Origin of the sequence: Sphingomonas changnyeongensis, assembly GCF_009913435.1 — a bacterium.
GTDB lineage: Bacteria > Pseudomonadota > Alphaproteobacteria > Sphingomonadales > Sphingomonadaceae > Sphingomonas_B > Sphingomonas_B changnyeongensis.
In genome coordinates this window covers 1,965,078-1,988,389 of the sequence record NZ_CP047895.1, presented here as the reverse complement: position 1 = coordinate 1,988,389, position 23,312 = coordinate 1,965,078, and the positions used below count along the sequence as shown (strand labels likewise).

Genomic DNA, 23,312 nt, shown 5'->3' with positions numbered 1-23,312 from the left:
AGCCGACCCCTAACCCGCTTTGTCCGATGGAGCCGATCATGGACCGCGAAATCCGCCTGAAACGCCTTGGCTTCCGTGCGACGCATCGCGGGACCAAAGAGGCGGACCTGCTGATCGGCGGCTTTTTCGAGCGCCATTCCGCCGGCTGGACGGAGGCCGAGATCGACTGGTTCGAAGCGCTGATGGACGAACAGGATGTCGACATCATGGCCTGGGCGATCGGCACTGCCGAAGTGCCAGAGGCATGGCGCGGACCAATGATGGATGATCTGAAGAAGCTCGATTATGTTCCTGTCGAAAAGTAAGATTGTCCATTCCTCCCACACCCCCGGAGCGGGCGCGTGACCGACCTTCAGCGCATTCTGGCACCTGGCGGGGCGCTGACCCTGGCCGGGGTGCCCGCCGGGTTCCTGCCCTGGCTGATGGCCGATCTTGCCCGCGCCGCGCCGGTGCGCGCGGTGTTCATCGCCTCAGACGAAGCGGCGATGCGCGCGATGGCGGAATCAGCCGGGTTTTTCGCGCCCGAGCTTGAGGTGCTCGGCTTTCCGGCGTGGGACGTGCTGCCCTATGACCGCGCCTCGCCGTCGCTGCGCATCCAGTCCGAACGGCTGGCGACGCTCAACCGGCTGCAGGCCCGCCCCGATCGGCCGCAGCTGGTGGTGACGACGGCGAGCGCCGCCGTGCAGCGCGTGCTGACCCCGTTCCGCATCCGCCAGCTGGTCGCACGGCTGGCACCAGGCGAGCGGATCGACCGCGACCGGCTGGCCGAGCGGCTGCAGGCCAATGGCTATCAGCGCGTCGATACCGTGGCCGAGGCCGGCGAATATGCGATCCGGGGCGGGCTGATCGACCTGTTCCCGACCGGCGAGCCGTTTGCGCTGCGGCTCGATTTCTTCGGCGACGAGATCGAAAATGTCCGCCGGTTCGACCCCGCCGACCAGCGGACGATCGACCGGATCGACGGCTTCACCCTGATGCCCGCGTCCGAAGCGCTGCTCGATGCCGACAGCATCAAGCGGTTCCGCGGCCGTTACCGGGAAATGTTCGGCGCGACCGCGACCGGCGATCCGCTGTACGAGGCGGTGTCGGACGGCCGCAGGCTGGCCGGGATGGAACATTGGCTGCCGCTGCTTGAAGAGCGGATGGCGACGCTGTTCGACCATCTGGGCGATGGCTGCGTGGTCGTGCGCGATTTCGGAACGACGGCGGCGACCGAGCAGCGCCTCGAGGCGATTGCCGATTATTTCGCCAACCGCCAGCGCGCCCAGTCAGCCAGCCCCGGCAGCTATCGCCCGGTCGAGCCGGCGGGCCTGTATCTGGATGCGGCGGAATGGGCCGAGGCGTGCCGGACCCGGCCGATCCACCTCGCCACCGCCTTTGCGGCCCCCGCCGGCGACCAGGTGATGGATTTCGCGGTCGAGGCGGCGCGCGACTTCGCCCCCGAACGCGCGCAGCAGGCCAATATCTATGAAGCGGTCGTCAAACACTGCGCCAAGCTGAAGAAATCCGGCCGGAAAGTCATTCTGGCCAGCTATTCGCCGGGCGCGCGCGAGCGGCTGGCGAACCTGCTCGCCGATCATGGGCTGAAGAGCGCGCGCAGCGCTGATGGCTGGCAGGAAGCGCTGGGCCAGGCCGACAGCGCGGGCGCGGCGCTGGTCGTGCTGCCGCTCGACCATGGCTTTTCGACGCCCGATGTCGCGCTGCTCACCGAACAGGACATGCTGGGCGACCGGCTGGTCAGGCGGCGCAAGCGGCGCAAACAGGCCGATGCGTTCCTGAATGAACTGGCGACGCTCAGCCCGGGCGACCTTGTCGTCCATGTCGATCACGGCATCGGCCGTTATGAGGGGCTGACCCAGGTTCCCGTCGGCCAGAGCCCGCATGACTGTGTCGCGGTCAGCTATGCCGGCGGCGACAAGCTCTATGTTCCGGTCGAAAATCTCGAAGTCCTCTCGCGCTACGGCTCCGAGAATGAGGGGGTCGCGCTCGACCGGCTGGGCGGCGAGGCGTGGCAGCGGCGCAAGGCCGCGATGCGCGAGCGCATCCGCGAGATCGCGCATGAACTGATCAAGACCGCCGCCGAACGCGCGCTGCGCCCCGCCGAAGTTGCAGTCGCCGATTCGGGCTATGCCGCCTTTGCCGACCGTTTCCCCTATGAGGAGACCGAGGATCAGGACCGGGCGATCGCCGATGTGCTCGACGATCTGGCGGCCGGCCGGCCGATGGACCGGCTGGTATGCGGCGATGTCGGCTTCGGCAAGACCGAAGTCGCGCTGCGCGCCGCCTTCGTCGCTGCCATGGCCGGGATGCAGGTGGCGGTCGTCTGCCCGACCACCCTGCTCGCCCGCCAGCATTATCAGGGGTTTGTCGAACGTTTCAGAGGATTTCCGCTCGAAATCGGCCGGCTGTCGCGCCTCGTTCCGCCCAAGGAGGCGAAGGAAACCAAGGAACGGCTTGAGGCCGGCACGATCGACATCGTCATCGGCACCCATGCGATCCTGGCCAAGACCGTCGCGTTCAAGCGGCTGGGGCTGGTGATCGTCGATGAAGAACAGCGTTTCGGCGTCACCCACAAGGAAAGGCTGAAGGCGCTCAAGACCGATGTCCACCAGCTGACGCTGACCGCGACGCCGATCCCGCGCACCCTGCAGATGGCGATGTCGGGCCTGCGCGAACTGTCGGTCATCCAGACCCCGCCGGTCGACCGGCTGGCGGTGCGCACCTATGTGATGCCCGAGGATCCGGTGGTGCTGCGCGAGGCGCTGCTGCGCGAACATTATCGCGGCGGGCAAAGCTATTTCGTCACCCCGCGCATCGCCGACCTGCCCGATATCGAGCAGTTCCTGCGCGAGGAGGTGCCCGAGATCCGCTATGTCGTCGCGCATGGCCAGATGGCGCCGACCGAGGTCGAGGAGCGGATGTCGGCCTTTTACGACAAGCGCTATGACGTGCTGGTGTCGACCACCATCGTTGAGAGCGGCCTTGATATCCCGAGCGCCAACACGCTGATCGTCAACCGCGCCGACCGCTTCGGCCTTGCCCAGCTTTACCAGCTGCGCGGGCGGGTGGGCCGCGGCAAGATCCGCGCTTATGCCTATCTGACCACCCCGGCGGACACGGCGATCACCGACACGGCCGAAAAACGGCTGAAGATCCTGTCGGACCTCGACAGCCTGGGCGCGGGCTTCCAGCTGGCCAGCCACGATCTCGACATTCGCGGCGCGGGCAATCTGCTCGGCGACGAACAATCGGGGCATATCAAGGAAGTCGGCTTTGAACTCTACCAGTCGATGCTGGAAGAGGCGATCCTCGACGCCAAGGCCGGCGGCATGGCAGCCGCGCGGCGCAGCGAGGGCTTCTCGCCGACCATCACCGTCGATGTGCCGGTGATGATCCCCGACGATTATGTGCCCGATCTGGATCTGCGCATGGGCCTTTACCGGCGGATGAACGAGCTTGATTCGGCCGAGGCGATCGAGGGCTTTGCCGCCGAGCTGATCGACCGGTTCGGCCCGCTGCCGCCCGCGACCGAGAATCTGGTGCGGCTGATCGAGATCAAGCTCAACGCCAAGCGGGCGATGGTCGCGAAGATCGAAACCGGGCCGCGCGGCGCGGTCGTCGCCTTTCACGAAGATTCACCGCCCAATGTCGCGGGGCTGCTCGCCTATGTCGCCAAGATCGGCGAGAGCGCGCGGCTGCGGCCGGATTCGCGGCTGGTCATCACGCGCGACTGGTCGAACCCGGCCAAGCGCCTCAACGGGGCATTGCAGCTGTCGCGGGGCCTGGCGAAACTGGCGGCCTGACCAGCGCCGCCAGCCGCGCCCCGTCGATGGGCTCGGAACACAGATAGCCCTGGTAAAGGGTGCAGCCCTCGGCGGTCAGCGCGGCGAGCTGCGCCTCGGTCTCGACGCCTTCGGCGATCACGCCAAGGCCGAGCGAGCGGGCCATGTCGATCACGCCGCGCACCACCACCCGGTCGCGGTTCGATCCGGCAATGTCCTGGGTCAGGCCCTTGTCGATCTTGAGATAATCGAGCGGCAGCGCCTTCAGATAGGCAAGGCTTGAATAGCCGGTGCCGAAATCGTCGATCGCCACCCGGCACCCGGCGGCGCGCAGCGTGGCGAGCGCCTCGGCCGCCGCGCCCAGATCCTCGATCAGCCCGGTCTCGGTCACCTCGATGGTCAGGCGGCGGCGCGGAAAGCCCGCAGCATCGGCCCGCGCCAGCAGCGCCGGGGCAAAGCCCGGCCGGTGCAGCTCCTCTGCCGTCACATTGACCGACAGCCGCAGCCAGGCGAGCGTTCCGGGCCATGCGGCGGCGATCGCCATCGCCTGATGCTGAACATGTTCGGACAGGGCGACCAGATGATTGGCGCGCGCAGCGGCGGTGAACAGCGCCTCTGCGCCCACATCGCCGAAATCGGGATGGTGCCAGCGGGCGAGCGCCTCCACCCCGGTGATCGCGCCCGAGGCGATCGACACCTGAGGCTGGAACACGATGTCCACCTGCCCCCCGGCAATCGCCTGGCGCAGTTCGGCGGCCAGCCGCTCGGCGCGCGACACCGCCTGCGCGGCTTCGGGATCGTGCAGGCAGATCGGCCCCGCCGCGCCCTCGCGCGCTTCGGCAAGGGCGATGCTCGCGCGCCTGAGCAGCATCGCGGGCTGCTCATCGGCACTGGCGGTGACGCCGCCAATGGTGACGCCCAGCGAGACCATGTCCGGCCCGGCCACGAAACGCCGTTCGAGCGCGGCCAGCACCTGTTCGGCCAGTTCGCGCAGCGTATCGGCATCGGGGCGGGCGACGCCGATCAGAAACTCGGTCCCGGCCATGCGCGCGACAAATGCCTTGCGCCCGAGATCCGCCGGCACCCGCGCAATCCGCCGCGCCGCCGCCTGCAGCAGCGCATCGCCGATCACCCGGCCATAAGCGGTGTTGAGCATGTTGAACCGGGTCAGCCCGACCAGCAGCAGCGCCGGCCGTTCGCCCGCGCGCAACCGGTCCGCCATCCAGCGCCGCGCGCCGCCGCCATCGTGCAGCCCGGTCAGCGCGTCGCGAAACGCCAGTTCGGGTTCCGGGTCGGGCGACAGCCGCTCGACCAGGCCGCTCAGCCGGCCGTGGCGCACCGACAGATGCAGGGCGACGCGCCCGCCGCCGGCAAGGCTGAGCGTGACCGCAGTGGTCCCCCGCCCCTCGCTGAGCCGCCGCCGTCCGGCACGCAGCGCCGCACGGCCTTCGGCGCCGAGCAGCATCAGCGCGGCGCGCACCGGCAGAGTCTCTGCGGGCGCATCGATCAGCCGGGCGAGCCCCGGTGACAGCACCACGCCATCCGCGCCGCCGCTCCACGCCAGCGGCTCGATCTGGCGCGGCTGTACCCGCACACCCAGCCGCTCGGCGTGGCGGGCGGCGAACAGCAGCGCCTGGGCAAGCTCGGCCTCGCCGAACGGGCTGGCAAGATAATGGGTCGCGCCGGCGGCATGGATTTCGCCCAGCCGCTCGACATCAGTGCGCGACACGAGCGCGAGCAAGGCGGCGGCATTGGCCTGAACGGGATCGGCGAGCGCGCGCACGGCGGCCAGCCCGTCATCGAACGCGCCGCGCGCATCGACGACGGCGATCTGTGCGCCCGACTGGAGAAAGCGGCGCTCGGCATCGAGCGCGCGGCGCGCGGCAATCGCGCGCCACCCCGCCCGGTCCGCCGCCGCAGCCAGTTCGTCGCGGTGGCGGAACGACAGCAGGAACAGCGCCGTTCCGGCGGCGGACGGCAGCTCCGCGTCGCCCAAGCCTGTCATTGCGCCCCCTTTCGTGAGCGCCGATAGTAACATGTTGTGCGCGTTCGCCAATGGCTTGCCGCATGGCCATGCGCTGCCTAGGTTGCGCGCGCGATGGCGACCTTTCCGTCATGAACGCCCCGGCGGCTCCGGGGGCGCTGAGCGACCGGCATGATCCGGCGCTGGTCGACGCTTTTGGCCGGCGGATCGACTATGTCCGCCTGTCGGTGACCGACCGCTGCGATTTCCGCTGCCGCTATTGCATGGGCGAGGACATGCGCTTCATGCCGCGCAGCCGGCTGATGCCGCCCGACATGGTCGAAGCGGTCGCCGCGCACATGGTGGCGCGCGGCATCCGGCGCATCCGCCTGACCGGCGGCGAACCGCTGGTGCGCGGCGACCTGCCCGATCTGGCGGCACGGCTCGGCCGATTGCTGGGTCAGGGGCTGGAGGAGCTGACGCTGACCACCAACGGGGCGCGGCTGGCCGGTGTCGCGGCGCGGCTGGCGGATGCGGGCATCCGCCGCATCAATGTCAGCCTCGACACGCTCGATCCCGTCCGTTTCGCAAGCATCGCGCGCCGCGACGCGCTTGCCGATGTGCTGGCGGGCATCGCCGCCGCCAGGGCGGCGGGGATGCGGATCAAGATCAACATGGTGGCGCTTGCCGGCGTCAATGACGATGAGTTCGTGGCGATGGCGCGCTGGTGCGGCGCTGACGGCCATGATCTGTCGATCATCGAGACGATGCCGCTCGGCGACGTCGCCGAGGACCGCAGCGGGCGTTTCCTCGCCGCCGGAGAGGCGCGCAGCCGGATCGCGCGCGAAATCGAACTGGTTCCAAGCCATCACCGCACCGCCGGGCCGTCGCGCTATCTCGATGCGCCGCAGCTTGGCATCCGCATCGGCTTCATCTCGCCGCTCACCGAAAACTTCTGCGCGACCTGCAACCGGGTGCGGGTGACGGCGGAAGGCCGGCTCTATCTGTGCCTCGGGCGCGACGACAGCGTCGATCTGCGCGCCGCGTGGGAGCGGGATGGCGCGGCCGGGATCGACGCCGCGCTCGACACGGCGATGCGGATCAAGCCGCGCGCCCATGATTTCCACATCGAACGCCCGGCGGTTGCCCGGCACATGAGCGTGACGGGGGGATGATGACCAGACGCGCCCTGCTCGCCGCCCCGGTCGACGTGGCGCAGGAGGCCGAGCGCGAGCTGCGCACTTATTATGACTGGGTGCCGCTCGACGAGGCCGAGATGGTCGTGGCGCTGGGCGGCGACGGCTTCATGCTGCAGACGCTGCACGCGATGCTGGAGCGGCGGCGGATCCTGCCGGTTTACGGGATGAACCGCGGCACCGTCGGCTTTCTGATGAACAACTGGAGCGTGGAGCGCCTCGACGAACGGCTGGCCCGCGCCAAAAGGTTCGACGTCTCGCCGCTCAAGATGGAAGCCGAGACGATCGACGGGCTGCGGGTCGAACTGCCGGCGATCAACGAGGTGTCGCTGCTGCGCGAAACGCGCCAGACCGCCAAGCTTGAAGTCAGGGTCAAGGGACGCGTCGTGCTCGACGAGCTGGTGTGCGACGGCGTGCTGGTGGCAACGCCGGCTGGCTCCACCGCCTATAACCTGTCGGCCAATGGCCCGATCCTGCCGCTCGGCTGCGGGCTCAACGCGCTGACGCCGATCAGCCCGTTCCGCCCCCGGCGCTGGCGCGGGGCGATTCTGCCCGAATCGATGCCGGTCCGGTTCCGCGTGCTCGATGCGGTGAAGCGCCCGGTCTCCGCCGTCGCCGACCAGCGCGAGGTGCGCGATGTCGCGGTCGTCAACGTCACCATCGACCGCGCCTTCACCCTCAGCCTGATGTTCGACCCCGAACATGCGCTCGACGAGCGGATCGCGATGGAGCAGTTCGTCGTCTAGGCGCCCGCGCACAAATGATTGCAGCGCGGGGGTTGCAAAGCCCGAAAGCCTTGGTATAGGCGCGGCCTCGCTACGGCATTCCCCGGTAGCTCAGCGGTAGAGCATCCGACTGTTAATCGGACGGCCGCCTGTTCGAATCAGGCCCGGGGAGCCAGCGAGCCTTTGATCTGCCGGCATTTTTCTCCGCTGACGGAGAATGTGCCGGCGATCCCCTCCCCCGATTTTGCACCCCAAACGCGGCGAAGCCGGCGCCAAGGCATGGCATCTGCGCGCCCAGAGCGGTTTCCGATCCGATTGTATCGGATCGGCCGCTCCCGCTTTCTGTTTTACCGCGTTTTCCGAGCCGCCGGGTCAAGTCCACCCGGCTTGAAAACGCTCCAGCCCCGCGCCCGCACCGTCAGGCAAAAAGGCCGGTGCCAGCAAAAAGGGCGGCGACACCTGCGTGCCGCCGCCCTCTGTCGTTGCGCGCTGTCCGCCCGTGTCAGCGGGTGAGCTTCTTGTAGCTCATCCGGTGCGGCCGGTCGGCCTCGTCGCCGAGGCGGCGGCGCTTGTCTTCCTCATAGGCCTCGAAATTGCCTTCGAACCATTCGACATGGCTGTCGCCCTCGAACGCGAGGATGTGCGTCGCCAGCCGGTCGAGGAAGAAGCGGTCGTGGCTGATGACCACGGCGCAGCCGGCAAAGCTCTCGATCGCCTCTTCGAGCGCGCGCAGCGTCTCAACGTCGAGATCGTTGGTCGGTTCGTCGAGCAGCAGCACATTGCCGCCCTTCTTCAGCATCTTGGCCATGTGCACGCGGTTGCGCTCACCGCCCGACAGCTGGCCGACCTTCTTCTGCTGGTCGGGCCCCTTGAAGTTGAACGCGCCGACATAGGCCCGCGTCGACATTTCATGCTTGCCGATGGTCATCAGGTCATGACCGCCCGACACCTCTTCCCAGACATTCTTATTGGGGTCGAGCGCATCGCGGCTCTGGTCGACATAGCCCAGCTGCACGGTCGGGCCGATGTCGATCTCGCCGGCATCGGGCTTTTCCTGGCCGGTGATCAGGCGGAACAGCGTGGACTTGCCGGCCCCGTTCGGGCCGATCACGCCCACAATGCCGCCCGGCGGCAGGGTGAAGCTCAGATCTTCAAACAGCAGCTTGTCGCCATAGGATTTGGTCAGCCCGCGCGCCTCGATCACCTTGCCGCCAAGGCGTTCGGGCGTCTGGATGACGATCTGGGCCTTGCCGGGCGCGCGTGCTTCCTGCCGTTCGACCAGCTCGTCGAACGCCCGGATACGCGCCTTGGACTTGGCCTGACGCGCCTTGGGCGTCTGCCGGATCCAGTCCAGCTCTTCCTTGATCGCCTTTTGCCGTCCGGCCTCGTCGCGCTCTTCCTGTTCCATGCGCTTGGCCTTGGCTTCCAGCCAGCTGCTGTAATTGCCCTCGAACGGAATGCCCCGACCGCGGTCGATTTCCAGCACCCAGCCCACGACATTGTCGAGGAAATAGCGGTCATGGGTGACGAGGATGACGTTGCCCGGATAATCGATCAGGTGCCGTTCCAGCCAGGCGACGCTTTCGGCGTCGAGATGGTTGGTCGGTTCGTCGAGCAGCAGGATTTCGGGCTTTTCGAGCAGCAGGCGGCACAGCGCGACGCGGCGACGCTCGCCGCCCGACAGATTTTCGACCGACCAGTCGCCCGGCGGGCAACGCAGCGCGTCCATCGCGATTTCAAGCTGGTTGTCGAGCGTCCAGCCATCGACCGCGTCGATCTTTTCCTGCAGCTCGCCCATTTCGGCCATCAGCGCGTCGAAATCCGCATCCTCGGGCGGATCGGCCATCAGGTTCGAAATCTCGTTGAACCGGTCGACCAGGTCGGCGACCGGGCGGACGCCGTCCATGACGTTTTCCTTGACCGTCTTGTTCGGATCAAGCTGCGGTTCCTGCTGCAGATAGCCGACGCGGATGCCCTCGGCGGCCCAGGCTTCGCCCTGATATTCGGTGTCCATGCCCGCCATGATCTTCATGAGCGTGGACTTGCCGGCGCCGTTCACGCCGATGATCGCGATCTTGGTGCCCGGCAGGAACTGCAGGTGGATGTTGTTGAGCACGGGCTTGGGCTGGCCGGGGAAGGTCTTGGTCAGCCCCTTCATGACAAAGCTGTATTGGACGGCCATCGGCCATGTCTCCGGAGTTGAGGGTCGTGGTCTGGGGGTTTGCCACGCGCCCTAGCCGAGGCGGCATGGCTTGGCAAACAGCAGCCCGGCCGATACCGGTAGGCCCATGAAAAACAACCGCTCCCGCCCGATCCGGCGGCTCGCCCTGATCCCGCTGCTCATCGGCGCGGCGCTCCCCCTTCCCGCGCTGGCGGCACCGCCGGCAGCGGAGCTGCGCGAGGCGGCACTTGGCGACGAGCTGGCCTGGTCGATTCTGGAAGGGCTGACCACCGAAATCGGCCCGCGCCCGGCGGGCAGCCCGCGCGAGGCGGCGGCGCGCGCCTGGGCGGTGGCGCGGCTGAATGCGCTGGGCTTTCAGAATGTCCGCATCGAGCCGTTCGAAATCCCCGGCTGGGAGCGCGGCGAGGAACGCGGCGAAATCATCGCCCCCGCGCCGCAGAAGCTCGCGCTGACCGCGCTCGGCAACAGCGGCGCCACGCCTGCCACCGGGCTGGAGGCGGAGGTGGTGATGTTCGCATCATTGGCAGCGCTGGAGGCCGCGCCGCCGGCATCGGTCGCGGGCCGGATCGTCTATATCGGCCATGCGATGCGCGCGACGCAGGACGGATCGAGCTATGGCTATATCGGCGGCGTCCGCCGGGCGGGGCCGAACATTGCCGCGAAAAAGGGCGCGGCGGCGATCCTCATCCGTTCGATCGGCACCGACAGCCACCGCATGCCCCATACCGGCAGCACGGTGTTCGACACCGGCGTCGCGCCGATCCCGGCGGCAGCGCTTTCCAACCCCGATGCCGACCAGATCGAAAGGCTGGCACGGCGCGGCGGCCAGGGCAGCAATACCCCGCTGCGGATCAGGCTGGTGCTCACGCCCCGCCACACCGGTCCGCAGCAATCGGGCAATGTGATCGCCGAAGTGCCGGGCACCGATCCGGACGCGGGCATCATCGCCATTGGCGGGCATCTGGACAGCTGGGATCTGGGCACCGGCGCGATCGACAATGCTGCCGGCGTCGCCATCACCATGGCGGCGGCCAAGCGGGTGATGGATGCCGGCCGCCCGCGCCGCACGATCCGCGTGATCCTGTTCGGGGCGGAGGAAATCGGCGGGCTGGGCGGCCAGGCCTATACCCGCGCCCACCGCGCCGAACCCCATGCGCTGGTCGCCGAATCGGATTTCGGGGCCGACCGGGTGTGGCGGGTGCAGACCAAGCTGCCGGACGCCGCAGCGCCGCTTGGCGACCGGCTGGCCGCGCTGCTTGCGCCGCTGGGGGTGATACGCGGGCGCGGCCCGGCGGGCGCCGGGGCCGATCTGGGGCCGCTGTCGCGCGCCGGCGTCAGCACCGTCGATCTCAATCAGGACGGCAGCCGCTATTTCGACCTGCACCACACGCCCGACGACACGCTCGACAAGATCGACCGGGCGCAGCTGCGCCAGAATGTCGCGGCCTGGACGGCGATGCTGGCCGAAACCGCCGCCGCGGCCGAGCCGCTTGTCAACCAAAACAGTTTGACTGGAACGCGCTAGGCGCTAAGAGGGCCGCTCGCGACGGCGCAGGCCGAGCGCGGATTTTCCTTTTGGGGAGCATATTGGAATGAAGAAGCTGACCTTTGTTCTCGCCGCTGCCGGCCTGATGACCCTGGCCGCCTGCGGTCAGCAGCAGTCGGAAAACGTCGAAAACGCTGCCGAGAACGTCGAAGCGGCCGTTGAGAACGTGACCGAGAACGTTGAAGTCGCCGCCGAAAACGCCGTCGACGCCACCACCAACGCGGTCGACAACGCCGCTGTTGCGGGCGACAACGCGGCTGCTGCCGCCGGCAACGCTGTCGAAGCCAAGTAAGCTTCGTCAGCCACTGGCTGAAAACAGGGGGGCGGCGATCCACGGATCGCCGCCCTTTCTGTTTGCGCGGAAGGCGGGTGCAAGACTCGACGCCCGGCGCAGGGCGCGCCATGCTGCTCCCGAAAAGGGAGGCAATGACCATGGCCACAATCCGGATCCCGGCGCGCATGCCGGCAAACGCGCGCGCGACCCCGACAGGTGACAGGCTGGGCGCTGCCCTCGCCCGACCGCTGGTTGCCGCGCTGCTGGTCGCCGCCCTGCCCGCCGCGCCGGCCGCGGCCGCCACATCGGCAGAGGCCAATGTGCGCGCCGCGCTCGACCGGATCGCCCGCCATAATGATGCGGTGCGCGCGGTGATCGCAACCGTGCCCGATGCGCTCGACCGCGCCCGCAGCGCCGACCGGCAGCGCATGGCGCGCGGGCCGCTGTTCGGCGAACCGGTGCTGATCAAGGACAATATCGATCTTGTCGGCCTGCCCAACACGGCCGGCAGCCTCGCGCTGACCGCCAATATGCCCGCGCAAGACGCGCCGCTCGTCACGCGGCTGAAGGCGGCGGGCGCGCAGGTGATCGGCAAGACCAATCTCAGCGAATGGGCGAACTTCCGCTCGTCCCAGTCCATTTCGGGCTGGAGCGCGGTTGGCGGGCAGACGCGCAACCCCCATGCGCTTGACCGCAACAGCTGCGGCTCAAGCTCGGGCAGCGGCGCGGCGGTGGCGGCGGGTATGGTGCGCATGGCGATCGGAACGGAAACCGACGGGTCGATCACCTGCCCGGCCGCGCTCAACGGCATTGTCGGGCTGAAGCCGACGGTCGGGCTGGTGTCGCGCACCGGCATCATCCCGATCAGCGCATCTCAGGATACCGCCGGCCCGATGGCAGCCAGCGTCGCCGATGCCGCGCGGCTGCTGGCCGCGATTGCGGGCAGCGACCCCGCCGATCCGGCGACCGCAGAGGCCGATGCCCGGCGCGCCGATTATGTCGCCGCGCTCGATCCGCGCGCGCTGGCGGGCAAGCGGATCGGCGTGCTGCGTTTCGCCACCGGTTATTCGCCCGCGACCGACATCGTGTTCGAACAGGCGCTGTCGCTGATGCGCGCGGCGGGTGCGGTGCTGGTCGACATTGCCGAGTTCAAGGGCCGGGGCGAAATCGGTGCGGCCGAATATCAGGTGCTGCTGACCGAGTTCAAAGCCGGGCTGAACGCGTATCTGGCGGCCACGCCGGCCACGGTCAAAACCCGCAGCCTGGCGGATCTGATCGCGTTCAACACCGCCACTGCCGACCGCGAAATGCCGCTGTTCGGGCAGGACATCTTCATCCAGGCCGAAGCGACCAAAGGGCTGGACGATCCCGACTATCTGAAAGCGCGTGCCAAGGCGCGGCGGATGGCGGGCGCGGAGGGCATCGACCGGATGCTCGCCGACAACAAGGTCGTCGCGCTGGTCGCGCCGACCATGGGCCCGGCCTTTCTGATCGATACCGTCAATGGCGACCAGATTGGCGGCGGCGGCCCCGGCGGGCTGGCGGCGGTCGCGGGCTATCCGCATCTGACCGTGCCGATGGGCAGGGTGCGCGGCCTGCCCGTCGGCCTGTCGTTCATCGGCCCGGCCTGGTCCGAGGCGCTGCTGATCGGCCTTGGCCATGCGTTCGAACAGGCGGCAGGACCGCAGACGCCGGCGCAGTTCGCCCCCTCGGTCGATCCTCGCCCCGCGCCCGCGCGGTGACCCCGCATCGCGGCTGATCCGACCCGCGCGCGATCCGCGCACCGGGCCGGGCATCGTGGCGGGCCGACGCACCGCTTGACCCGGCCGGCCGGATCGCCTTTCCGTGCCCGGCTGATTCTGGAGTGACACGTGGCCAAACGCCTGACCTATTACATCCTCGCCGGGCTGCTGCTCGGCATCCTTGTCGGCTGGGCGCTCAATGCCTCGGTCGGTGATCAGGCGCGGCTGACCGAGATTGCCGGCTATTTCTCGATCGTGACCGGCCTGTTCCTGCGCCTGATCAAGATGATCATCGCGCCGCTGGTGTTCTCAACGCTGGTCGTCGGCATCGCGCATATGGGCGATACGGCGGCGCTGGGCCGGGTGGGCGTGCGTGCGGTCGGCTGGTTCCTGACCGCAAGCCTCGTGTCGCTCAGCCTCGGGCTGGTGCTCGTCAACCTGTTCCAGCCGGGGATCGGGCTGGATTTCCCGCTGCCGCCGGTATCGGCCGATGCCGGGGTGGCCAAGGCCGGGTTCAACCTCAAGGATTTCGTCACGCACCTCGTCCCCGCCTCGATGGTCGAGGCGATGGCGGCCAATGAGATCCTGCAGATCGTCGTCTTCTCGCTGTTCCTGGGCGTCGCCATCACCGCGGTGGGCGAGAAAGCCGCGCCGCTGGTGCGCGGGCTCGAGGCGCTGGTCCAGGTGATGCTGCAGGTGACCAATTATGTGATGCGCGTCGCCCCCGTCGCGGTGTTCGCGGCGGTGGCCGGCACGCTTGCCGAACGCGGGCCGCAGGTGCTGGGCGATCTCGCCTATTTCATGGGCAGCTTCTATCTGGGGCTGCTGGTGCTGTGGCTGGTGCTGGGCGCGGCGGCGTTCCTCGTCATCGGCCGGCGCGCGGGACTTCTGGTGCGCTATATCCGCGAGCCGATCCTGCTCGCTTTCTCGACCGCCTCGTCCGAAGCCGCCTATCCGCGCACGCTCGAGGCGCTCGACCGGTTCGGGGTGCCGCCGCGCATCGCCAGCTTCGTGCTGCCGCTCGGCTATTCGTTCAACCTCGACGGTTCGATGATGTACATGACCTTTGCGACCATGTTCATCGCCCAGGCCTATGGCATCGACCTGTCGCTCAGCCAGCAGATCACGATGCTGCTGGTGCTGATGGTGACGTCAAAAGGCGTGGCCGGCGTGCCGCGCGCCAGCCTGGTCGTCATTGCCGCCACCCTGTCCTTTTTCGACATTCCCGAGGCCGGGCTGCTGCTGATCCTCGCGGTCGATCATTTCCTCGACATGGGCCGGTCGGCGACGAACGTGGTCGGCAATGCGGTGGCAAGCGCGGTCGTCGCGCGCTGGGAAGGCACGCTCGACCCCGCCGATCCTGCCGAGATCGAGGCCCCGCGCGCGCCCACCCACCGCGCCGGGCCGCCGCAGGCCGAAAGCTGGGATCCCAAGGCAGGCGGCTGATCCGGCCGCACCGCCGGGCCGCATGGGCGGCCTGCACGGCTTCTGATCCGGCGCATCCTATCGGCGCGCCGGATCGCCGAAGCCACCCCCGAGCAGGATCCGGCGGCCCGTGCCGGCACGCGGTCGGGCCGCCGCCGCGGTTAAGAGACCCAGCCGGGCCGATCAGGCGAAGGAATAAGGGCCGCCGCGCTCCAGCGCCGCCCGGTAGGCGGGCCGGGCGTGGATGCGGGCGAGCCAGGCCATCAGATTGGGGCGCCGCGCGTCAAGGCCGCCGCGCATCCGCGCCGCCTCGACCGGAAAGCTCATTATGATATCAGCGGCGGTCAGCCCGTCGCCCACCAGCCATTCGCGCCCGGCAAGCTCGCCTTCCAGATAATCGAGATGGGTGTCGATCATCGCCTGGATGCGCGGCCGCGCCGGGCGGCCGAGCAGCCCCAGCTTGCCGATCACCAGCATGACCAGCAGCGGCGGCATCAGCGAACCTTCGGCATAATGCAGGAAAAAACGGTGGCGCAGCACGGCGTCGCGGTGGGCGGGCGGCGCGAGCCGGCCATCGCCCTTTTCCAGCAGATATTCGACGATCGCGCCGGTTTCCGCGACCACATTGCCGCCATCCTCGATCACCGGCGACTTGCCGAGCGGATGCACCCGCTTCAGCTCGGGCGGGGCCAGCATCGTGCGCGGATTGCGCGCATAGCGCCTGACCTCATAGGCCAGCCCAAGCTCTTCGAGCATCCACAGCACCCGCTGCGACCGGCTGTTTTCAAGATGATGGACGATGATCGTCATGGCACGCGCAACTCCCTGGCCGGGGCGCGACCGCCCCGGCGGGAAGCATAGGCTGGACCTCAGGCCGGCGGCAATCGCCGCGCGCCGGGGCGCGGATGCGGGCGGCGGGGCCGGCTGCCCCGCACCCGGTCCGGCTTGGGTTCCGGCTTACATGTCGTCGAGATCATCCTCGGCCGACGGGCCGACCATCAGCGCTTCGGCCACATCCTCCGACTTGCCGCGAATCGAGTTTTCCAGCCGGCCCATCACATCCGCATGATCGCGCAGATATTGTTTGGCGTTTTCGCGGCCCTGACCGATCCGGATCGAATCATAGCTGAACCACGCACCCGATTTCTCGACCAGCCCGGCCTTGACGCCCAGGTCGAGAATCTCGCCAACCTTCGAAATGCCCTCGCCATACATGATGTCGAACTCGACCTGCTTGAACGGCGGCGCGACCTTGTTCTTGACGACCTTCACCCGCGTGGCGTTGCCGACAATCTCGTCCCGATCCTTGATCTGGCCGGTGCGGCGGATGTCGAGACGGACCGAGGCATAGAATTTCAGCGCATTGCCCCGGTCGTCGTCTCGGGATTGCCGTACATCACGCCGATCTTCATGCGCACCTGGTTGATGAAGATCACCAGACAGCGCGACCGGCTGATCGAGCCGGTAAGCTTGCGCAGCGCCTGGCTCATCAGCCGCGCCTGCAGGCCGACATGGCTGTCGCCCATCTCACCCTCGATTTCGGCGCGCGGGACCAGGGCTGCGACCGAATCGACCACCAGCACATCGATGGCGTTGGAACGGACCAGAGTGTCGACAATCTCCAGCGCCTGTTCGCCGGTATCGGGCTGCGAGACGATCAGTTCGTCAATGTCGACGCCCAGCTTCTTGGCATAAACCGGGTCGAGCGCATGTTCGGCATCGACAAAGGCGGCGGTGCCACCATTTTTCTGCGCCTCGGCGATCGCGTGCAGGGCAAGCGTCGTCTTGCCCGAGGATTCGGGGCCGTAAACCTCGACGATCCGGCCGCGCGGCAGGCCGCCAATACCGAGCGCGATGTCCAGCCCGAGCGATCCGGTGGAGATCGCCTCGATCTGCATCGCCTCGCGGCTGCCCAGCTTCATCGCTGAGCCCTTGCCGAACGCGCGGTCGATCTGCGCGAGTGCCGCTTCGAGTGCTTTCTGCCTGTCCATCGTTCCTGCCTGCTTGTCCGACCCGACCACCTTGAGCTGTGCCGTCATGGTGAGAAGCCTCCGTAAAGCGAACGCGACCGGCGTTCAACGCGGCTTATGTATGCCATTTGTTCCTTAGGAACAAGTGGAGAACGACGACGCAGCCATGAGCATGCCGAGAATCTCCGCCAGCGCTGCCAGCGTGAACGGCTTGGCGAGCAGCGGCCGCCCCTGATGGGCCATGGGCAGCACCATATCGAGCCCGCCCGACATGAAAGCGAAAGGAATGCCGCGCGCAGCGAGCAGATCGGCGACCGGCCAGCTGGGCACGCCGCCATCAAGATGGACATCGAGCAGCACCGCGTCGAATCCCCCTGGCCGATCGCGGCGAGGGCCTCGTCCAGCCCGGCGGCGGTCCCGGCCGGCCGGCACCCCAGCTCGATCAGGAAATCCTCGACCATCAGGCTGATCAGCGCCTCGTCCTCGACGATCAGGATCGCCGGGGACGGCAAAGGATCGGGCATGTTCATGGTCATGATCCTAACCGCTTGGCCGGGCCGGCCAAAGTGCCGCGATCAATCGGCCGGCGTAGCGCCCCCGCCCTCGCCCGCCTGCTTGGGCGCCAGCGCGGCCCGCGCCGCCTCGGCCAGCTGCTGCACCGAAAACGGCTTGGGCAGGAAGGCGACGCGGGCGATGTCGATCGATTTGCGCAGCTGTTCCTCGGCATAGCCGGACATGAACAGGATCGGCAGCTCGGGATATTTCTCGCGCGCGTGGCGGACGAGCGTCGGCCCATCCATTGTCGGCATCACCACGTCGGAAATCAGCAAGTCGAACGGCTCATGCGCTTCCAGCTGCTCCAGCGCCTCCTCGCCATTGGTCGCGGTGACGACCTTATAGCCATGGCGGGTGAGCGCGCGTTCGGCGACCGCGCGCACCATCGCCTCGTCCTCGACCAGCAGGATGGTGCCGCTGCCCCACAATTCCGACGGACGTTCCTTGGGCATGGCCGGCGCGGCACTGGCCTGCGCATCGGCTTTGTGGACGGGCAGATAGAGGACAAAGCTCGTCCCCTGGTCGAGCTCGGATTCGGCAAAGATGAACCCGCCCGACTGTTTGACGATCCCGTAAACGGTCGACAGCCCCAGCCCGGTGCCCTTGCCTACTTCCTTGGTGGTGAAGAAGGGCTCGAAGATCTTGGGCAGCACATCGGCGGGAATGCCGGTGCCGGTATCGGTGACGCGCAGCGCGGTATAATCGCCGACCGGGAGGATATCGCTGTTCATCCGCCGCACCTCGGCGTTCGACACCGCATAGGTTTGCAGGGTCAGCGTGCCGCCGGCCGGCATCGCGTCGCGCGCATTGACGGCCAGGTTGACGATCACCTGTTCAAGCTGACCGGGATCGGCGCGCACCGACCCCAGGTTGCGGCCATGCTTGACGGTCAGGGTGATCGTCTCGCCCAGCAGCCGCTTGAGCAGGTTGAACACTTCCGACACGACATCGGGCAGCTGCAGCACCTGCGGGCGCAGCGTCTGCTGGCGCGAAAAGGCGAGCAGCTGGCGCGTCAGGCTGGCCGCGCGGTTGGAGTTGGCGCGGATCTGCTGGATGTCGTCATAATCGCTGTCGCCGGGCGTGTGACGCATCAGCATCAGGTCGCAATGCCCGATGATCGCGGTCAGGATGTTGTTGAAATCATGCGCGACGCCGCCGGCCAGCTGGCCGACCGCCTGCATCTTGGTCGCCTGCGCGACCTGGCGCTTCAGCCGCGATTCCTCGGCATTGTCCTTGAGCGACAGCAGCACCGTCGCATCGCCGAGACCCCGCGCACCCGCGATCGACAGCGCGACGGGATCATCGGGCCGCGCGCGCAGGCGCACCGCAATGTCGCCCGACATTGGCGGGCCGGACGCGAAGCGGCGCACAGTGTCGGCGACCACGCCCTTGTCCTCGCGCACCACCAGATCGCTCGGGAACACCGGCGGGGCCTGGCCATCGACGCCCGCTGCACGGGCAAAGGCCTCGTTCATGAACAGGAAATGCCCGTCCCGATCGGCAAGCGCAAAGCCGAGCGGCAGCATGCCGAGCAGGGTTTCCAGATGGCTGGACGCACTGCCCTCGCCCAGCCTTGGCGTCGCATCATCGTCGAGCAGGAACACGAGCGTCGCACCGGCCGGGTCGTTGGCATCGAACGGCACCTGGAGCAGCCTGAGCGGCCCGCCGGTCGCGCCCTCGCGCTCGAAGCGGATCAGGCCGTTCTTGTCGGCCGACAACAGGGTGACGAAATCGCGCCCCTCGATTGCCGCATCGGGCCGTCCGGCGGCGCGCAGCGCAAAGGCGCGGTTGCCGCCGCTGATCCGCCCGTCGCCGCCCACGAGCGCCGCCATGATGCCCGCCTCGCCCAGCCTTTCGCCGGCATCGCCGGCCAGCAGGCGGCGCGCCTCCTTGACCAGATCAAAGCTTGCGACCGGCCGGAACCGCCAGACCAGATGATCCTCGCCAATCCCGGCCCGCACCACATCGACGCTCAGCTGCACCGCGTCGCGGTTCAGCCGCTCCACCCGGCCACGCCCGTCGCGCCAGGCGTCGCGCCCCGCCGCGGTCAGCCGGGCGACGCCGATATCGCCGACGCCCAGCCCCGGCGGCGCGCGGTAACCGTCAAACCATGCCCCGAACAGATCGTTAGCACAGACCAGCATCCCGTCCCGGTCGGTCACCGCAACGGCGATGGTGTCGCTTTCGATGACCGCGTTCATCAGCGCGGGATCGCCGCCGCGCCCCGCGGCGACCGCGACCGGGGCGGCGGCGGCAGGGCGCAGCGCCAGGGCGATGCCCGCCAGCGCCAGCGCCCCGGCACCAAAGCCCGCTGCCAGCGCCATGCTGCCAACCGCCCACAGGATCACCCCGGCCGATGCGAGCGCACCGAGCAGGATCAGGGCTAGCGCACGACCCCCGCCGCCCGCACCGGGCGCGGTGCCGCACCGGGCAGCGTGTCGGCGATCAGGGGGGTCGGAGAAATGGCGTTCATGTCAGCTCAATGCCTCACTGCGAGCCGGTTTCGGCCCAGTCCGCAGGGGTTTGCACCGCGCGGCCTATGCCTTGGGCGGCAACGCGCCCCGGGGCGCGGCGCACGGCCCGCGGCCGGAATCATTGCGGCTGCGGCTTGGCATCCTCGACGGCGCCGGGCAGCTTCGGGCTGGCCTCGGCAGACTGGACGGCGGGCGGCGGCCCCTTGTCGATCACTGCTGCGAGCGTCACCGCCTGCGGGCAGGGATCGGCGCACAACCGCTTGATCCGCGCCAGATTCTCGCGCGCCTTCGTGACTGCGCCCTTCTGGACCAGCGCATCGCCCTGCCCGGCCAGCGCGGCGACATCGTCCGGCTCCAGCTCCAGCGCCTCGCGGTAGAAGCGCACCGCCTTGCCCGGCAGCCCCTCGGCGCGGGCCGCGTCGCCCAGCGCCACGAACGCGCCCCGGTTGCGCGGATCGACGGCCAGCGCCGTTTCCAGCGCGTCGATGGCCGGCGACCGCTCACCCTTGTCGAGCTTCGCCCGCGCCTCGGCCAGCAATTGCAGCGACCGGGGATCGATATCGGCATCGCGCTTCTGGCCCTGAACCATGGTCGAAACTGCGGCAAGGCCGAGAGCGGCGACAATGGCAAAGGGCGCGTAACGCATGATCTTCTCCCAAATCAGTCGGGTCGGTCTTTCTAGCACGCCCGTTCCAGCCTCGCGACGAAAAACCCGTCGGTGCCGTCCCGCCCCGGTGAGAGCAGGACGCCACCGCCGCGATCTTCGCCGGGCGCGATGAAGGGCCGCTTAACGGCAAAGTCCGGATGGCGCGCGCAAAAGCCGGCAAGCTGGTCCGCGCCCTCGGCATCGAGCACCGAGCACACGGCATAGACGATCGCCCCGCCCGGCCGCACCAAAGCCGCGCCGAGATCGAGCAGCCGCGCCTGAATGTCCGCCAGCCGCGCCAGCCGCTGCGGCGTCAGCCGCCAGCGCGCCTCGGGGTTGCGCCGCCAGGTGCCGACGCCCGAACAGGGCGCGTCGATCAGCACGATATCCGCACCCGCGGCGAGATCGCCCAGCGCCTCGGCCTCGCGCCCGCCGCCGAGCAGCCGGGTTTCGATGCCGCCCGCCCCGGCGCGGATCGCGCGCGGCGCAAGCCGGCTGAGCCGCGCCCGGTCGGTGTCGCAGGCGATCAGCCGGCCGGATGACGGCCCGCCCATGTCGGCGGCGAGCGCCAGCGTCTTGCCCCCGGCCCCGGCGCACAGATCGATCACCGTCTGGCCGGCGCGGGCGGCACAGGCCAGCGCGATCAGCTGGCTGCCCTCGTCCTGCACCTCGATCCAGCCGTCGCGGAACGCCGGATGCGCCTCGACCGCGATCGGCGGGTCGATCCGCAGCCCGTCGGGCGCGAACGGCGTCGGCTGGCCCGCGCCCAGCGCCCGCATCGCCGCCGCCCGGTCGGTCTTCAGCCGGTTGACCCGGAGGTCGAGCGGCGCGCGGCCAAGCAGCGCGGCGATATCGACATGGCCGAGCATCGCTTCGAGCCAGGCCGGGGCCAGGCCGGGCGCAGCCGCTGCTTCGCCCGCCGCGACCGGGGCCGGGCCGTGCGGCGATCCGTCGAACAGGGCGGCAAGGTCCGGCCGCATGTCTGCCAGCGCCAGCATCGCCGCGCGGCCGCTTTCGGGCCGTTCGCCGCACAGCCGCACCGCATCATAAACCAGCGCGCGGATCGCCCGCCGGTCCTGCGACCCGGCATAGCGCCGCGCCTTCAGCCAGCCGGCGATGATCGTGTCGGCAGCCGGCCCCTGATCGCGCGCGGCGGCGATGATCAGGTCAAGCAGCTGGATCGCCGCCTCGACGCGCGCGGCCGGCGTCATCGGCGGTTACCGGGTCGGGTAATTGGGGGCCTCACGCGTGATCGTCACGTCATGGACATGGCTTTCGCGCAGGCCCGCATTGGTGATGCGCACGAACCGCGCGCGCTCCTGCAGCTCGGCGATCGTGCGTGCGCCGGTATAGCCCATCGCCGCCTTCACCCCGCCGACCAGCTGGTGGATCACGTCCTTGGCCGGTCCCTTATAGGGCACCTGCCCTTCAATGCCCTCGGGCACGAGCTTCAGCTGGTCCTTGATGTCCTGCTGGAAATAGCGGTCAGCCGAGCCGCGCGCCATCGCGCCGACCGAACCCATGCCGCGATAGCTCTTATAGGCGCGCCCCTGATACAGGAAGGTTTCGCCCGGCGCCTCCTCGGTGCCTGCCAGCAGCGATCCGACCATCACCGACGACGCGCCCGCCGCCAGCGCCTTGGCAATGTCGCCCGACGTGCGCAGCCCGCCATCGGCGATCACCGGCACTCCGGATTTCGCCGCTTCGCGCGCGGCATCCATGATTGCAGTCAGCTGCGGCACACCGACACCGGCGACCACGCGGGTCGTGCAGATGGAGCCCGGGCCGATGCCGACCTTCACCCCGTCCGCCCCGGCGTCGATCAGCGCGCGCGTCGCCTCGGCGGTCGCGACATTGCCGGCCACGATCTGCACCCGGTTGGAAATCTTGCGCACCCGCTCGACCGCGGCGGCGACCATCCGCGAATGGCCATGGGCGGTGTCGATGACGATCAGGTCGCATTCGGCGTCGAGCAGCGCCTCGGTGCGCTCATAGCCCTTGTCGCCAACGGTCGTCGCAGCCGCCACGCGCAGCCGCCCGGCCGCATCCTTGGTGGCGTTCGGATGGAGCACCGCCTTTTCAATGTCCTTGACGGTGATCAGCCCGACGCAGCGATAGGCATCGTCGACCACCAGCAGCTTTTCGATCCGGCGCTGGTGCAGGATGCGCCGCGCCTCGTCCTGGCTGACATCGGCCTTGACCGTCGCCAGATTGTCGCGGGTCATCAGTTCGGACACCGGCTGGCGCGGATTTTCGGCAAAGCGCACGTCGCGGTTCGTCAGAATGCCGACCAGCCGGCCCGACGCCTCGACCACCGGAATGCCCGAAATCCGCCGTTCGGTCATCATCGCCTGCGCGTCGGCCAGCGTCGCATCGGGAGCGATGGTGATCGGATTGACGACCATCCCCGATTCAAACCTTTTCACCTGGCGGACGGCGGCGGCCTGTTCCTCGACCGACAGGTTGCGGTGCAGCACGCCGATCCCGCCCAGCTGGGCCATGACGATCGCCATGTCGGCCTCGGTCACCGTGTCCATCGCCGATGACAGGATCGGGATGTTGAGCGAAATGTCGCGCGTCAGCTGGGTGCGGGTGTCGGCCTGGCTCGGCAGCACATCGGATTCGCCCGGCCGCAGCAGGACGTCGTCGAAAGTGAGACCGATTTCGATGTCCATGGCCAGCGCGTATCCTTCCTGCGGGTGAATCTGGGTGGCTGCGATCAGCGTGGCGCGCCATGTAACCACTCGAACGGGGAAGCGCCAGAGGAACGGCGCGGCGGCCGCAAACACGGTTTTGCGCCCCGGATGTTCGTCATCATTGTTGTCGCCCGCC

General features: G+C 68.7%; 16 protein-coding genes, 1 tRNA gene and 1 pseudogene. 9 read left to right on the top strand and 9 right to left on the bottom strand.

Features of this window, described 5'->3' with window-relative positions:
- The first annotated feature begins 38 nt into the window (after positions 1-38).
- Positions 39-305 (top strand): FAD assembly factor SdhE, encoded by a 267-nt coding sequence (locus GVO57_RS09810; protein ID WP_160592988.1) that lies wholly within the window; start codon positions 39-41, stop codon positions 303-305.
- Between the two features lie 36 nt (positions 306-341).
- A complete protein-coding gene (mfd, locus tag GVO57_RS09805) occupies positions 342-3,803 on the top strand; it encodes a transcription-repair coupling factor (RefSeq protein WP_233281323.1) in 3,462 nt (1,153 codons plus the stop codon).
- Here mfd and GVO57_RS09800 read toward each other — a convergent pair.
- Positions 3,754-5,787, bottom strand: coding sequence for a putative bifunctional diguanylate cyclase/phosphodiesterase (locus GVO57_RS09800; RefSeq protein WP_160592987.1), 2,034 nt, complete (start codon positions 5,785-5,787; stop codon positions 3,754-3,756). The genes mfd and GVO57_RS09800 overlap by 50 nt on opposite strands.
- 110 nt (positions 5,788-5,897) lie before the next feature.
- On the opposite strand from GVO57_RS09800, the gene moaA reads away from it, so the two are divergent.
- From moaA to GVO57_RS09785, 3 genes are all read left to right on the top strand, one after another.
- Positions 5,898-6,920 carry a GTP 3',8-cyclase MoaA gene (moaA, locus tag GVO57_RS09795; RefSeq protein WP_201752613.1) on the top strand — a complete coding sequence of 341 codons (1,023 nt, stop codon included), beginning with the start codon at positions 5,898-5,900 and terminating at the stop codon, positions 6,918-6,920.
- Complete coding sequence (locus tag GVO57_RS09790; protein ID WP_407695687.1) at positions 6,917-7,687, top strand: NAD kinase; 771 nt, start codon at positions 6,917-6,919, stop codon at positions 7,685-7,687. The genes moaA and GVO57_RS09790 overlap by 4 nt, the downstream gene beginning before the upstream one ends.
- Positions 7,688-7,766: 79 nt before the next feature.
- A tRNA-Asn gene (locus tag GVO57_RS09785) sits at positions 7,767-7,841 on the top strand.
- Between the two features lie 327 nt (positions 7,842-8,168).
- On the opposite strand, the gene ettA is transcribed toward GVO57_RS09785, so the two are convergent.
- Positions 8,169-9,848 carry an energy-dependent translational throttle protein EttA gene (gene ettA, locus GVO57_RS09780; protein WP_160592986.1) on the bottom strand — a complete coding sequence of 560 codons (1,680 nt, stop codon included), beginning with the start codon at positions 9,846-9,848 and terminating at the stop codon, positions 8,169-8,171.
- Between the two features lie 106 nt (positions 9,849-9,954).
- Here ettA and GVO57_RS09775 point away from each other — a divergent pair, with 106 nt between their 5' ends.
- From GVO57_RS09775 to GVO57_RS09760, 4 genes are all read left to right on the top strand, one after another.
- Positions 9,955-11,373 (top strand): M20/M25/M40 family metallo-hydrolase, encoded by a 1,419-nt coding sequence (locus GVO57_RS09775; RefSeq protein ID WP_160592985.1) that lies wholly within the window; start codon positions 9,955-9,957, stop codon positions 11,371-11,373.
- 67 nt (positions 11,374-11,440) lie between these two features.
- Positions 11,441-11,686, top strand: coding sequence for a hypothetical protein (locus GVO57_RS09770; RefSeq protein ID WP_160592984.1), 246 nt, complete (start codon positions 11,441-11,443; stop codon positions 11,684-11,686).
- Positions 11,687-11,826: 140 nt separating this feature from the next.
- Positions 11,827-13,410: an amidase gene (locus GVO57_RS09765; RefSeq protein WP_233281322.1), complete on the top strand. Its 1,584-nt coding sequence runs from the start codon at positions 11,827-11,829 to the stop codon at positions 13,408-13,410.
- Positions 13,411-13,539: 129 nt separating this feature from the next.
- Entirely contained in the window at positions 13,540-14,856 is a 1,317-nt protein-coding gene (locus GVO57_RS09760; protein ID WP_160592983.1) for a dicarboxylate/amino acid:cation symporter, read from the top strand.
- A gap of 162 nt (positions 14,857-15,018) precedes the next feature.
- On the opposite strand, the gene GVO57_RS09755 is transcribed toward GVO57_RS09760, so the two are convergent.
- The 7 genes and pseudogenes from GVO57_RS09755 to guaB form a co-directional block, all read right to left on the bottom strand.
- Positions 15,019-15,645: a glutathione S-transferase family protein gene (locus tag GVO57_RS09755; protein ID WP_160592982.1), complete on the bottom strand. Its 627-nt coding sequence runs from the start codon at positions 15,643-15,645 to the stop codon at positions 15,019-15,021.
- A gap of 147 nt (positions 15,646-15,792) precedes the next feature.
- Positions 15,793-16,874, bottom strand: a pseudogene (gene recA / locus GVO57_RS09750) (recombinase RecA).
- A 66-nt stretch (positions 16,875-16,940) separates the two neighbouring features.
- The gene (locus tag GVO57_RS15475) at positions 16,941-17,165 is read right to left on the bottom strand and encodes a response regulator (protein ID WP_327785513.1); all 225 of its coding nucleotides are present in this window, start codon (positions 17,163-17,165) and stop codon (positions 16,941-16,943) included.
- 215 nt (positions 17,166-17,380) lie between these two features.
- Positions 17,381-19,741, bottom strand: a complete 2,361-nt coding sequence (locus GVO57_RS09740; protein WP_233281566.1) for a hybrid sensor histidine kinase/response regulator — start codon at positions 19,739-19,741, stop codon at positions 17,381-17,383.
- A gap of 211 nt (positions 19,742-19,952) precedes the next feature.
- Positions 19,953-20,480 carry a tetratricopeptide repeat protein gene (locus GVO57_RS09735; RefSeq protein WP_160592981.1) on the bottom strand — a complete coding sequence of 176 codons (528 nt, stop codon included), beginning with the start codon at positions 20,478-20,480 and terminating at the stop codon, positions 19,953-19,955.
- Between the two features lie 32 nt (positions 20,481-20,512).
- Positions 20,513-21,691, bottom strand: a complete 1,179-nt coding sequence (locus GVO57_RS09730) for an RsmB/NOP family class I SAM-dependent RNA methyltransferase (protein ID WP_160592980.1) — start codon at positions 21,689-21,691, stop codon at positions 20,513-20,515.
- Between the two features lie 6 nt (positions 21,692-21,697).
- Positions 21,698-23,155 (bottom strand): IMP dehydrogenase, encoded by a 1,458-nt coding sequence (guaB, locus tag GVO57_RS09725; RefSeq protein WP_160592979.1) that lies wholly within the window; start codon positions 23,153-23,155, stop codon positions 21,698-21,700.
- Between the last annotated feature and the right edge of the window lie 157 nt (positions 23,156-23,312).

What these genes read in the sequence shown, in the direction of transcription:
- GVO57_RS09810 (WP_160592988.1), top strand. Translation starts at nt 39, where the DNA reads ATGGACCGCGAAATCCGCCTGAAACGCCTTGGCTTCCGTGCGACGCAT.
- GVO57_RS09800 (WP_160592987.1), bottom strand. Translation starts at nt 5,787, where the DNA reads ATGACAGGCTTGGGCGACGCGGAGCTGCCGTCCGCCGCCGGAACGGCG.
- moaA (WP_201752613.1), top strand. Translation starts at nt 5,898, where the DNA reads ATGAACGCCCCGGCGGCTCCGGGGGCGCTGAGCGACCGGCATGATCCG.
- GVO57_RS09790 (WP_407695687.1), top strand. Translation starts at nt 6,917, where the DNA reads ATGATGACCAGACGCGCCCTGCTCGCCGCCCCGGTCGACGTGGCGCAG.
- ettA (WP_160592986.1), bottom strand. Translation starts at nt 9,848, where the DNA reads ATGGCCGTCCAATACAGCTTTGTCATGAAGGGGCTGACCAAGACCTTC.
- GVO57_RS09775 (WP_160592985.1), top strand. Translation starts at nt 9,955, where the DNA reads ATGAAAAACAACCGCTCCCGCCCGATCCGGCGGCTCGCCCTGATCCCG.
- GVO57_RS09770 (WP_160592984.1), top strand. Translation starts at nt 11,441, where the DNA reads ATGAAGAAGCTGACCTTTGTTCTCGCCGCTGCCGGCCTGATGACCCTG.
- GVO57_RS09765 (WP_233281322.1), top strand. Translation starts at nt 11,827, where the DNA reads ATGGCCACAATCCGGATCCCGGCGCGCATGCCGGCAAACGCGCGCGCG.
- GVO57_RS09755 (WP_160592982.1), bottom strand. Translation starts at nt 15,645, where the DNA reads ATGACGATCATCGTCCATCATCTTGAAAACAGCCGGTCGCAGCGGGTG.
- GVO57_RS09735 (WP_160592981.1), bottom strand. Translation starts at nt 20,480, where the DNA reads ATGCGTTACGCGCCCTTTGCCATTGTCGCCGCTCTCGGCCTTGCCGCA.
- GVO57_RS09730 (WP_160592980.1), bottom strand. Translation starts at nt 21,691, where the DNA reads ATGACGCCGGCCGCGCGCGTCGAGGCGGCGATCCAGCTGCTTGACCTG.
- guaB (WP_160592979.1), bottom strand. Translation starts at nt 23,155, where the DNA reads ATGGACATCGAAATCGGTCTCACTTTCGACGACGTCCTGCTGCGGCCG.